Origin of the sequence: Neorhizobium sp. SHOUNA12A (genome assembly GCF_023006505.1) — a bacterium.
In the GTDB taxonomy this organism is placed as follows: Bacteria; Pseudomonadota; Alphaproteobacteria; order Rhizobiales; family Rhizobiaceae; genus Neorhizobium.
The window spans coordinates 194,071-204,867 of sequence record NZ_JALBGV010000001.1 but is presented as its reverse complement, the minus strand read 5'-3'; the positions used below and the strand labels follow the sequence as shown (position 1 = coordinate 204,867).

At 62.2% G+C, this 10,797-nt stretch carries 9 protein-coding genes; 4 read left to right on the top strand and 5 right to left on the bottom strand.

Annotated elements, in window-relative coordinates; genetic code table 11:
* Positions 1-174: 174 nt before the first annotated feature.
* The 3 genes from MOV63_RS00985 to MOV63_RS00975 are packed head-to-tail and all read right to left on the bottom strand — an operon-like array spanning position 175 to position 3,172.
* Entirely contained in the window at positions 175-816 is a 642-nt protein-coding gene (locus MOV63_RS00985) for a ThuA domain-containing protein (protein ID WP_038545888.1), read from the bottom strand.
* Positions 817-834: 18 nt separating this feature from the next.
* On the bottom strand, positions 835-1,938 hold the full coding sequence (locus tag MOV63_RS00980; protein ID WP_247031123.1) for a Gfo/Idh/MocA family protein: 1,104 nt from the start codon (positions 1,936-1,938) through the stop codon (positions 835-837).
* A 34-nt stretch (positions 1,939-1,972) separates the two neighbouring features.
* Positions 1,973-3,172, bottom strand: a complete 1,200-nt coding sequence (locus tag MOV63_RS00975; protein ID WP_038545882.1) for an ROK family transcriptional regulator — start codon at positions 3,170-3,172, stop codon at positions 1,973-1,975.
* 232 nt (positions 3,173-3,404) lie between these two features.
* On the opposite strand from MOV63_RS00975, the gene MOV63_RS00970 reads away from it, so the two are divergent.
* From MOV63_RS00970 to MOV63_RS00955, 4 genes are all read left to right on the top strand, one after another.
* Complete coding sequence (locus MOV63_RS00970; RefSeq protein WP_405029284.1) at positions 3,405-4,700, top strand: ABC transporter substrate-binding protein; 1,296 nt, start codon at positions 3,405-3,407, stop codon at positions 4,698-4,700.
* Positions 4,701-4,820: 120 nt separating this feature from the next.
* Positions 4,821-5,747, top strand: a complete 927-nt coding sequence (locus tag MOV63_RS00965) for a carbohydrate ABC transporter permease (RefSeq protein ID WP_405029287.1) — start codon at positions 4,821-4,823, stop codon at positions 5,745-5,747.
* A 79-nt stretch (positions 5,748-5,826) separates the two neighbouring features.
* On the top strand, positions 5,827-6,624 hold the full coding sequence (locus tag MOV63_RS00960; RefSeq protein WP_155414659.1) for a carbohydrate ABC transporter permease: 798 nt from the start codon (positions 5,827-5,829) through the stop codon (positions 6,622-6,624).
* Positions 6,625-6,646: 22 nt separating this feature from the next.
* Entirely contained in the window at positions 6,647-7,717 is a 1,071-nt protein-coding gene (locus tag MOV63_RS00955) for an ABC transporter ATP-binding protein (RefSeq protein WP_038545874.1), read from the top strand.
* Between the two features lie 23 nt (positions 7,718-7,740).
* Here MOV63_RS00955 and MOV63_RS00950 read toward each other — a convergent pair whose 3' ends face one another.
* Together MOV63_RS00950 and MOV63_RS00945 are read right to left on the bottom strand one after the other, a co-directional pair.
* The gene (locus MOV63_RS00950; protein WP_247031122.1) at positions 7,741-8,361 is read right to left on the bottom strand and encodes a nucleoside triphosphate hydrolase; all 621 of its coding nucleotides are present in this window, start codon (positions 8,359-8,361) and stop codon (positions 7,741-7,743) included.
* A 103-nt stretch (positions 8,362-8,464) separates the two neighbouring features.
* Positions 8,465-10,777, bottom strand: a complete 2,313-nt coding sequence (locus MOV63_RS00945; RefSeq protein WP_247031121.1) for a xanthine dehydrogenase family protein molybdopterin-binding subunit — start codon at positions 10,775-10,777, stop codon at positions 8,465-8,467.
* Positions 10,778-10,797 lie beyond the last annotated feature (20 nt).

Here is a 10,797-nt window from a genome sequence, read left to right as displayed (position 1 = left end):
CAGGATCGTCGCCATCGTCGCCACCATGCGAAAGCTCCTCACAATCCTCAACGCCATCATCCGGGACAATAAACCATGGCAAAGCGCTTGACGCACAAGACAGTCGCTCTGCCCTGCCGGGCATCTCCCCCTCAAGGGGGGAGATTGGTGTGCCGCACGGTCGTCAATTCCGCCTCACCGCGCCGCCCAGTTGGCACCGCGGCGGAAGATCGTCTTCATTTGCGGCACGTCGAATTCCTTCGCCTGGTGGCCGAGGGAGGAATAGAAGACGCGGCCCTCGCCGTATTTCCGCTTCCAGACGACCGGCATGACGACGCCGTCGATCCAATAGGCATGGTCGCCGGTAAACGTCGTCGTCGCCAGCACCTCGTTCGAGGGGTCGACATGCATGTAATATTGCTCGGACGTGTAGGGGAAATCGGCGATACCCTCCATCAGCGGGTCGTCGGGCCTCGTGATGTTGACCGTATAATCGATGATATTGCCGGGATGGGCGACCCACTGGCCGCCGATGATGAATTGGTAGTCGACCGACTCGCGGAACGCGTCGCCGGCGCCGCCGTGATAACCGGCGATGCCGACGCCGTTCTGGACGGCCGCAGCGAGGTTCTTCACTTCTTCCTTCTCGATTTTCGACATCGTCATGATCGGCACGATAAGGCTGAGGTCATGGATCGAGGGATCGGCGAAAGCCTCCGTCGAATGCTCGAGATAGACCTTGAAACCGTCTTCCTCCAGCATGTCCTTGATGATTTCGGCACATTCCTGCGGTTCGTGGCCGCTCCAGCCGCCCCAAACGATGAGTGCTTCACGCATTTTAGTCTTCCTCCAGAATTATTTCGCTAGCTGGCCGTCAACAAGCGATTCCGACAGCGGAGCAGGGCGCTCCGTGGCCGTGGTGATCTTGATCGTGCGCCCTTCGGCGGAGGCCGTATGGAAAGCCTCCATGACCTCCAGCACGTGCAGCGCCAGGTCGCCGTTCGCCCGGTGCGGGCGGTTGGAGCGGATCGCGTAAGCCAGGTCCGCAACGCCGATCGAGCGATAGTTGCCGTCCGCATAGGGCAGGGTCACGGGCTGATCCTCGAACTGGCCGCCCTTCTTCAGGTAATCGACCGGCCCGGCGAAGCGGTTCGGGTCCGGTACGATCAGTGTACCCTCGGTGCCGTAGACTTCGAGCGGCACATGTTTGTGGCCGGCGACGTCGAAGCTCATGCCGATCTGGACGACCGCGCCGTTCGCAAAGGCCATGACACCGGCCACATGGGTCGGAACATGCACCGGAATGCGCTCGCCGTTGCGCGGCTCGCTGGTGATGATGCGCTCTTTGCGGGGCGTCACCGCGAAACCCGCCACCTGCGACACGGGGCCGAGCAGGTTGACGAGGTCGGTGATGTAATAGGGACCCATGTCGAGCATCGGACCGCCGCCGACCTCGTAATAGAAGGCCGGGTTCGGGTGCCAGCGCTCGTGGCCGGGGCACATGAAAGTCGCGGTGCCGCCGACGGGCAGGCCGATGACACCCTGGTCGATCAGTTCTCGGGCGGTCTGGTGGCCGCCACCGAGGAAGGTGTCCGGGGCAGCGCCGATGCGCAGGCCCTTGGCCTTGGCGGCCTCCGCTAATTTTTTCCCTTCCGCGAAATTAATCCCGAGGGGCTTTTCAGAATAGGTGTGCTTGCCCGCATCGAGCGCCTGCAGCCCGACGGCGACATGCGCCTTGGGGATCGTCAGGTTGACGATGATCTCGACCTTCGGATCGGCGAGCAATTCGTCGACCGTACGGGCCTGAAGGTTGAATTCGGAGGCTTTCGCCTCGGCCAGATCGCGGTTGAGATCGCCCAGCCCGCGGATATCGAGGATCGGAAAAGCGGATGTCATCGCCTTCAGGTAGGCGCCCGAAATATTGCCGCATCCGATGATGCCGATACCGACTTTGTCCATTGTTTCCTCCCGATGAATGCTGATGCTTGGCGCGTCAGAGCGCCGGCCCGGTAGTGCTCCAGGGCGATTCGTAAAGTTCGTAAAGTGCTACGGCCGCCGCTCCCTGCGCCCAGAAATCATCCGTAGAATCGTCAAAGACGAGTTCGCTGACGCCTTTCAGCGACGGCGGAATGGCGAGCGCATAGGCATCGCGCAGGCTGTTCAGGAATGGTTCGCCGAGCGCCAGCGACGAGCCGACGAGGATGACCCGTGGTGGCGCAAACAGCGTCACGATATTGGCTATCGTCAGCCCGACGGCCTCGCCGGCGCGAACGGCCGCGGCGATCAGCCGGTCGTCGTCGGCCTGGATGAGCGCCTGGACATGGGTCATGCCGCGGCCGAGCCTCACTGCTTCGGCAAAACGTCCGTCCGCCTGCTGCTCGCCGAGGATGGCGCTCTCGCCCGCCTGGCTCGAAAGCCGCACGATGCCTTGCGGACCGGTGCCGAGCACGAGATCGCCGAGATTGTGGCTGAGGCCGCCGGCACCGCGGAAAAGCCGGTTGCCATGCAGCACGCCGAGACCAAGCGTCTGTTCGAGCGAGATCAGGACCATATCCTGCAGATCGCGGGCCTTGCCGAACCAGTGATGGCCGAGCGTGATGGCATGTGCGTCACTCTCGACGATGGTCGGCGTCGAGAGGCGCGTCGACATTTCGGTCGCAAAATCGATGTTGATCTCGCGAAAAATCGGGCTTGAGCGGACATGCCCGGTACGGTGTTCGATGACGCCCGGAAGCCCGAGGCAGACGCTGTCGACATCCTCCAGCGACAGGCCGGCATCGACGACACAGCGGCGCACACCGTCTTCCACGAGGTCGGCGATGACGGCGATCGGCTGGCGGTCGATCCGGATCGGCAGGGTGAGCTTGGAGAGCACGTCGCCGCGGAAATTCGTGACGACGAAGACCATGCGGCTTGCGGCGATCTTGGCGCCGACGACGCGGGCGGCATCCGGATTGACCTCCAGCATGACGCGCGGCCGGCCGCGCACCGCCTCGTTGCGGATATCACCTTCGTGGCGGGTCAGGATCAGCCCATCATCGAGCAGAGAAGCGGTGATGGCGGAAACGGTGGTCGTGGAGAGTTCCGTGCGCTCGGAAATTTCGACACGGGAGATGGGACCGCGCCGCCGGATCGTATCCAGCACGCTGAGGCGATTCATCGCACGCATGAGTTCCGGATCGGCGGTTTTCATCTGTTCTGCGCACTCGTCGGCTTCTGCACCGAACTGCTATTTAATTCGAGGTGCAAATTAAATTCGCTTTGTTCTAGAGCCGATTTTGTGCGGCATGCAATAGGTAAAAGCAGAGAATGGCGCATTTTTTGCCAAAATCGGCCAATCTCGTGCAGGGCTATTGACAGATGCGTCGGGCTTGCCGATTATTTAATTCGGATACAGGAATAAAGCTTTGGGAGGAGCGCCTTCAATGTCCAACAGATACTACAGGATGCGTCTGATTTCCGCGACCGCTGTTGCTCTCGCGGGTGGGCTGTTTACGGCCAGCGTCGCTGCAGCGGACAGCGTCATTCGCTGGATGCATGTCGAGCAGGTGCCGGCGAACATCACGGTCTGGAACCAGATCGCCAGGGATTTCGAGGCCAAGCATCCCGGCGTCAAGGTCGAGATGCAATTTCTGGAAAACCAGGCCTTCAAGGCGAAGCTGCCGACGCTTCTGCAATCGAAAGACGCGCCAAGCATCTTTTATACCTGGGGCGGCGGCGTCCTCAAGGCGCAGTCCGAGACCGGCACGCTGCGGCCAATCAATGCGGCGATCGACGCGAACGGGGGGGAATGGCGCAAGTCGATCAATGCCTCCGCCGTCGATGGCCTGACCTTTGACGGCAAGGTCTGGGCTTCGCCCGTCAGGACCGGCCTCGTTTCCTTCTATTACAACAAGGAATTGTTCAAGAAGGCCGGCGTCGACGCCTCGAAGATCGCGACCTGGGACGATTTCCTTAGCGCTGTCAAAACGCTGAAACAGGCCGGCGTGACGCCGATCGCTGGCGGCGGGCGGGACAAGTGGCCCCTGCATTTCTACTGGAGCTATCTCGCTATGCGCGAAGCGGGGCAAAAGGGCTTTGCCGATGCGAAGGCCGGCAAGAACGACGGCTTCGCCGGCAAGCCTTTCGTTAAGGCCGGCGAACGCATGGCCGAGCTCGGCAAGCTTGAGCCATTCCAGAATGGCTATCTGGGTGCGACCTGGAACGATGCGCTTGCGACGTTCGGCGATGGCCGTGCCGCGATCATTCTGAGCTTCGAAAATACGCCCTCGACCCAGGCGTCGAATTCGACGAGCCGCAAAGGCCTTGCCGACGACAATATCGGTCGCTTCCCGTTCCCCGTCGTCAGCGGAGGGGCCGGTGTGACCACCGACAGTTTCGGAGGTCTCAACGGATGGGCGGTCACCAAGAATGCGCCGCCTGAAACCGAGGAATTCCTCCGTTACATGGCAAGCGCCGATGTACAGAAGCTTCTCGCCAGGGATACGCTGATCATGCCCGTTGCCAAGGGTGCGAGCGAAGCGATCTCCAAACCGCTGGTGAAGGAAGTTGCCGAAGCTCTTGGCAAGGAAACCTGGCACCAGAACTTCCTCGATCAGGATCTCGGTCCCAATGTCGGCGCGATCGTCAACGACGTCAGCGTCGAAGTGGTCTCAGGCAGCATGAAACCGGCTGCCGCGGCGCAGCAGATCGAGGACGCCTACTCCCTCGAACGAAAGTAAGCGCAGCGCCGGCGCTCCCGCTCCCCTAAGGTTCCAGCAACCCTGGGAGCGCCGGTTCCCGTCCTCGCCTGACGGCGTCTCGCAGCCCGAAAGGCTCGAAAATCGATGAGCGATATGCTGATGTCTGCCAATGCCATCCCTTCCGGGAATACACTTGTGGTAGCGCGGCGCCGCAAGCGTTCTCTTGCCAACAGCAAGTGGCCGGTGCTGATCCTGTTCCTGCCACCGGCTCTTCTTCTTTTCACCGTGCTGGTCATCCTGCCCATGGGCGAGGCCGCCTGGTATTCCTTCTACAACTGGAACGGCTATGGCAGCCCGACGCAATGGGTCGGCTGGCGCAACTACCAGCTCATTTTCCGCAACAGCGCCTTCACCCAGGCCCTGATCAATAACGGCCTGATCGTTCTCGCCTCGCTCTGCGTGCAGGTGCCTCTGGCGCTCTGGCTGGCGACGATGATCTCCAGCCGGATCAGGGGTGCGCTGTTCTTCCGGCTGATCTTCTTCCTGCCCTACGTGCTTGCGGATGTTGCAGCAGGGATGATCTGGCGTTTCGTTTATGACGGGGATTTCGGTCTCGTCGCCGGTATCTCGCATTTCATTGGCGTCGAACCACCCTTCTGGCTGGCCGACCGCGATCTGGCGATGTACGCGATATTGGGCGTCATCGTCTGGAAGTATTTCGGCTTTCACATGATGCTCTTCATCGCCGGCCTGCAGGCAATCGACAAGAGCGTGCTGGAGGCGGCTGACATCGACGGTGCGACCGGCTTCCAGAAGTTTCGGCTTGTGACGCTGCCGCTGCTTGGCTCCACCGTGCGTCTCTCGGTCTTCTTTGCGGTCGTCGGTTCGCTGCAGCTTTTCGACATGATCATGCCGCTCACCGGCGGCGGTCCGTCGAACTCGACGCAGACGATGGTGACGTTCCTGTACAATTTCGGGGTGACCCGTATGCAGGTCGGGTTCGGCAGCGCCGTCGGGGTGGTGCTGTTCGTGATCTGCGTGACGCTCGCCTTCAGCTACAAGCGGGTGTTCATGCGCAATGACTGATATCTCGACAGCACAGCCTATCGATGCCGCCAGCGCGCCGACGTCCGGCCAGCGGATCCGCGCCGGTACGCAGGTCTATATGTACATATCGCTGATCATCGTGGCGGCAATCGTGGTGGTGCCGCTCATCAGCACTGCGCTCGGCGGCTTCAAGACCCTCGGCGAACTGCGCGGCAATCCTTTCGGCCTGCCGACGGAATGGCAGTGGTCGAACTACACGGACATCATCATCAGCAAGCGCTATTGGCTGCAGATGAGCAATTCGCTGATCATCGCCCTGTTGACGGTGTTCCTGACATTGACCTTCGGTGCCATGGCAGCCTTCTGCTTCGCACATATCCGCTTCTTCGGCACCGATTATCTGGTCAACTATTTCCTGATCGGGCTGATGTTCCCGGCAGCGACGGCCATCCTGCCGCTCTACATCCGCATCCGTGATCTGGGGCTCATCGATACGTATTGGGGCGTGGTGCTGCCGCAGGTGGCGTTCGGCATGGGCATGAGCATCATGCTGTTCCGAAACTACTTCCGCAATTTGCCGTCCGAACTCTTCGACGCGGCCTTCGTCGACGGCTGCGGCTATATGCGCTTCTTCTGGCACATCACGCTGCCGCTGTCGCGGCCGATCATCGCCACCGTCGGCATCATCTCCTTCGTCAGCAGTTGGAACAGTTATATCGTGCCGCTGATCATGCTGAATTCCGAGAGCCGTTACCCCTGGCCGCTCGGCATCATGATCTATCGGGGCGAATTCAGCACCGAATGGCAGCTGGTGCTGGCCTTCATCACGCTCACCATCCTGCCAACCATCATCGCCTTCTTCCTGGCCCAGAAGCACATCATCGCCGGTCTGACCGCCGGTGCGGTGAAGTCCTGAGCCCCGACCCGGAGTAACTCGCATGGCATCCGTCGAACTCAGACAAGTCCGCAAGGCCTATGGGGCACTCCCGGTCATCCATGGCGTGTCGCTGGCGATCGAAGACGGCGAGTTCGTCGCGCTGGTCGGTCCGTCGGGCTGCGGAAAATCGACGCTGCTTCGGATGATTGCCGGGCTTGAGGAAATCACTGCCGGTGAGGTCATTATCGACAACGCGGTGGTCAACGAGCTGACCCCGCGCGAGCGCAACATCGCCATGGTGTTCCAGTCCTATGCGCTTTATCCGCATATGACGGTCGCCGAGAACATGGGCTTCAACCTGCGCCTTTCCGGCACCCCGAAGCCGGTGATTGCCGAACGCGTCGCCGAAGCCGCCCGCATGCTCGACCTGATGCCGCTTCTCGACCGCAAGCCGGCGCAACTTTCCGGCGGCCAGCGTCAGCGCGTCGCCATGGGCCGGGCGATCGTCCGCAACCCGGCCGTCTTCCTGTTCGACGAGCCGCTTTCCAATCTCGACGCCAAACTGCGTGTGCAGATGCGCGCCGAGATCAAGCAGCTGCACCAGAAGGTCGGGACGACATCGATCTACGTCACCCACGACCAGATCGAGGCGATGACGCTTGCCGACCGCATCGTCGTCCTCAATCAGGGAAAGGTGGAGCAGGAAGGCACGCCGATGGAACTTTACAAGAAGCCGGCCAACCTCTTCGTTGCCGCCTTCATCGGTTCTCCGGCGATGAACCTTCTCGATGGCACCGTGGACGGCGATGGCGGCGAACCGTCCGCGCGCCTTGGCGACGGAACCGCGATCCGCATCGCGCCGGATCGCAAGGTGAAGCGTGGCCAGGCGATCAAGGTCGGCTTGCGTCCGGAGCATCTGAGCCCCGGCGTCGGGGGTACTGCGCTTGCCGGGCAGACGCTGCTGGTCGAGCCGACCGGCGCACAGACCCATATCATCTTCGACCTCGCCGGCCACCCGGTCGTCGCCATCGTCGACGGCGAATATCCGGCCCGCTACGGCGCGCGGTTCGAAGCCAACATCCCGGCCGAACAGGTGCATGTCTTCGACCGTGAAACGGGAGTGGCCCTCTAGGCCGGCATTGTCCGCAACAGGCCTCAGAAACTTTCGAGCCTGATGTCGGCCGGCCGTGAGTGGGCGAGGATATAGCGGCCGTTCGGCAAGTCATTGCCGTCGAGTTTCCAGGCAATCGCGGCTTCGTCGAGCCCATAATGGACCCAGCGTGCCTTGAGCCGCTCGCGGAGCACCTCTTCCGAAGGGCCTACGAAGATCGTGAAGTCGAACATCTCCGCAAGCCGCGACCAGGGCGCTTCGTCGATCAGCAGGTAATTGCCTTCCGCCAGAACGATATGAGTCTCGGGCGAGATCGGGCGGGCCGAGGCGATGGCGATCTCACGCGATCGGTCGAAGACCGGCACCAGCACCTCCTCGTCTCCGTGCCGCACCGCCTTGAGGATGTCGGCAAAACCGCGCACGTCGAAAGTCTGCGGTGCTCCCTTGCGGGGCAACAGGCCGCGGGTTTCCAGGATACCGTTATCCATGTGGAAGCCGTCCATCGGCAGGATTTCGGCCAGCTCGCCGCGCGCCAGCAGGGCTTCGTGCAGGGCGTCGGCCAGCGTGGATTTTCCGCCGCCCGGCGGGCCGGCGACCGCAACGATGAAACGTCGCCTGTCGCTCGCCCGGTCGATGACGGTGTTGGTGATGTCGTCCAGTGTCATTGCGTCGACGCCTTGCATTTCATCTTGTCGAAATGAACTTCTAGCGCCCCGCAATGCGTTCAGGCAATCCACGAAGGCATGGATGCGGCGCGCGGATGAGGTCTTATCGAGCGCTCTCCCTGGCAGCCTTCAGGGCGTCCCAAACCCTGTAAGGTGTCGCGGGCATATCGAAATCCTCGACGCCGGCCGAGCGAAGCGCATCCAGGATGGCGTTCATCAGCGTCGGCAGCGCCCCGGTCGTGCCGGCCTCACCGCCGCCCTTGACGCTGAGCACATTGGTGGGCGAGGGCGTCGGCAGGTCGAAGAAGCGTGGCGTCGGCATGAAGTCGGCGCGCGGCATGAAATAATCCATGAAGCTGGCAGTCAGCATCTGGCCACTGTCGCGGTCATAAACGATATGCTCGCCGAAGACCTGGCCCGCGCCCTGGGCAAGACCGCCATGCATCTGGCCTTCGAGAAGCGTGTGATTGATGACGTGGCCGGCATCGTCGACGCCGATATAGGAGGTGACCTTGGTCTCGCCGGTATTCGGGTCGATCTCCACTTCGGCCACATGCACGCCGCCGGGGAAATTTCGCTCCGGCTGGATCGAGGCGAGCGTATCCAGTGCGTTGCCATCTGGCGTGACGTTGCGGGCGGCGAGTTCCAGAAGCGAGACCGACATGTTCGTGCCGGCCACTTTGTAATGGCCATGGTCGAATTCGATATCGGTTTCGGACGCTTCTAGAGTCTCAGCGGCCAACTTCAGGCCCTTCTTCACCACCTCACGGGAGGTGATCGTCAGCGAGGCACCGTGGGAGGCCATGGTCCGCGATCCCATCGTGCCGGCGCCCTTGAGCTTGTGGGGCGCATGGACGCTGTTGGCGCGCAGGTTGATCAGGTTCTCGTCGACGCCGAGTTCCTTGGCGACCAGCCGCGGCAGCACCGTCTCGTGCCCCTGGCCGGCAGAGCCGGACAGCGTGTAGAGCGTCAGCGTACCATCCGCCTCGAAGCGGATCTCGGTTTCTTCCGGCATATGGCCGCCGCCGGACGGCTCGACGAAGACGCCCATGCCGATGCCGCGCAGATTGCCGCGTTTTTCCGACTCCTTGCGGCGGGCTTCGAAACCTTTCCAGCCGGAGACCGAGACGGCTTCCTCAAGCATCGCGACATAATTGCCGCTGTCGTAGACGGTGGTCGGTGTCTTGTAGGGGTAGGCATCGTCGGGGATCAGGTTTTTCCGGCGGATCTCTATCCGGTCCATGCCGAGATCGCTGGCGGCCTGATCCACCAACCGCTCGACGAAATAATTGATGTCCGGACGGCCGGCACCGCGATATGCGGCGATCGGCGATGTGTTGGTGAAGGCGAGGCGGTTGAGCCCGAAGACGGCGGGAATACGGTAGCAGCCCGTGCCGGTCAGCATCGGGTTCAGGACGTTGATCAGCGCACCGGCCGGCGAATGGTAGGCGCCGAGATCGCAGACGACGTTCATACGGATGCCGAGGAATTCTCCGGCTTCGCTGAGCGCCATCTCACCGGTGAAGCGGACCGCGCGGCCGTGATAATCGGCGAGGAAGCTTTCGGTGCGGCTGGCGGTCCAGCGCACCGGCCGACAGAGCTTCTTGGCGGCAAGCATGATCGCCGCATATTCCGGATAGGGGGCGCCACGGATGCCGAAGCTGCCGCCGACATCGCCCATGTGGTGCCGCACCTTTTCCGGCGCATGGCCGGTGAAGCGCGCAAGCCCATCGGCAAGGCCTGTGCCCTGGCTGGCGGAATAGACGTCGAAGACCTCCGTTTCGGCGTCGTATGCCGCCATGAAGGATTTGAGTTCGAGAGGGTTGGCGGCAACGCGCTGCGACTCGACCGTCAGCGTCGAGATATGCGCGGCCTTGGCGAAGGCGTCATCGGCTGCCGCCCTGTCGCCGAAGCTGTGCAGGAAAACCAGATTGCCCGGCACGTCGTCGAAAAGCTGCGGCGCGCCGTCTTCCAGCGCGGCCTCCGGATCGATGATTGCCGGCAGGTCCTCGTAATCGACCGCGATCAGTTCGACCGCATCGGCAGCCGCTTCGGCACTGTCGGCGACCACAACGGCAACGGGTTCGCCGACGAAACGGACGCGGTCGGTCGACAGAGCATAGCGGTGCGGCGCCTTGATCTTCATGCCATCGACGCCGGGGAAGGAGACCAGCGGGCCGGGGGCGATCAGGTTCGCTTCGAGCGCATCCTTGCCGGTCAGCACGATATGGACGCCCGGTGCGGCGAGCGCCGCCTCGACATCGATCGAAACGATGCGCGCATGCGGCTGGTCGGCTCTCAGGAATGCGGCGTAGAGCTGGTTATCCAGCACCTTGTCTGCGGTATATGCGCCTTGGCCGGTAACAAGTCTTATGTCTTCCCGGCGACCGGTGAAGACCTCGTGATCGCTGCTCAAAACCACTCTCCCACGCCATG

Bases quoted from the DNA above. Each gene is read 5' to 3' on its own strand.
- MOV63_RS00985 (WP_038545888.1), bottom strand. From the start codon at position 816: ATGCGTGAAGCACTCATCGTTTGGGGCGGCTGGAGCGGCCACGAACCG.
- MOV63_RS00980 (WP_247031123.1), bottom strand. From the start codon at position 1,938: ATGGACAAAGTCGGTATCGGCATCATCGGATGCGGCAATATTTCGGGC.
- MOV63_RS00975 (WP_038545882.1), bottom strand. From the start codon at position 3,172: ATGAAAACCGCCGATCCGGAACTCATGCGTGCGATGAATCGCCTCAGC.
- MOV63_RS00970 (WP_405029284.1), top strand. From the start codon at position 3,405: ATGTCCAACAGATACTACAGGATGCGTCTGATTTCCGCGACCGCTGTT.
- MOV63_RS00965 (WP_405029287.1), top strand. From the start codon at position 4,821: ATGTCTGCCAATGCCATCCCTTCCGGGAATACACTTGTGGTAGCGCGG.
- MOV63_RS00960 (WP_155414659.1), top strand. From the start codon at position 5,827: ATGTACATATCGCTGATCATCGTGGCGGCAATCGTGGTGGTGCCGCTC.
- MOV63_RS00955 (WP_038545874.1), top strand. From the start codon at position 6,647: ATGGCATCCGTCGAACTCAGACAAGTCCGCAAGGCCTATGGGGCACTC.
- MOV63_RS00950 (WP_247031122.1), bottom strand. From the start codon at position 8,361: ATGACACTGGACGACATCACCAACACCGTCATCGACCGGGCGAGCGAC.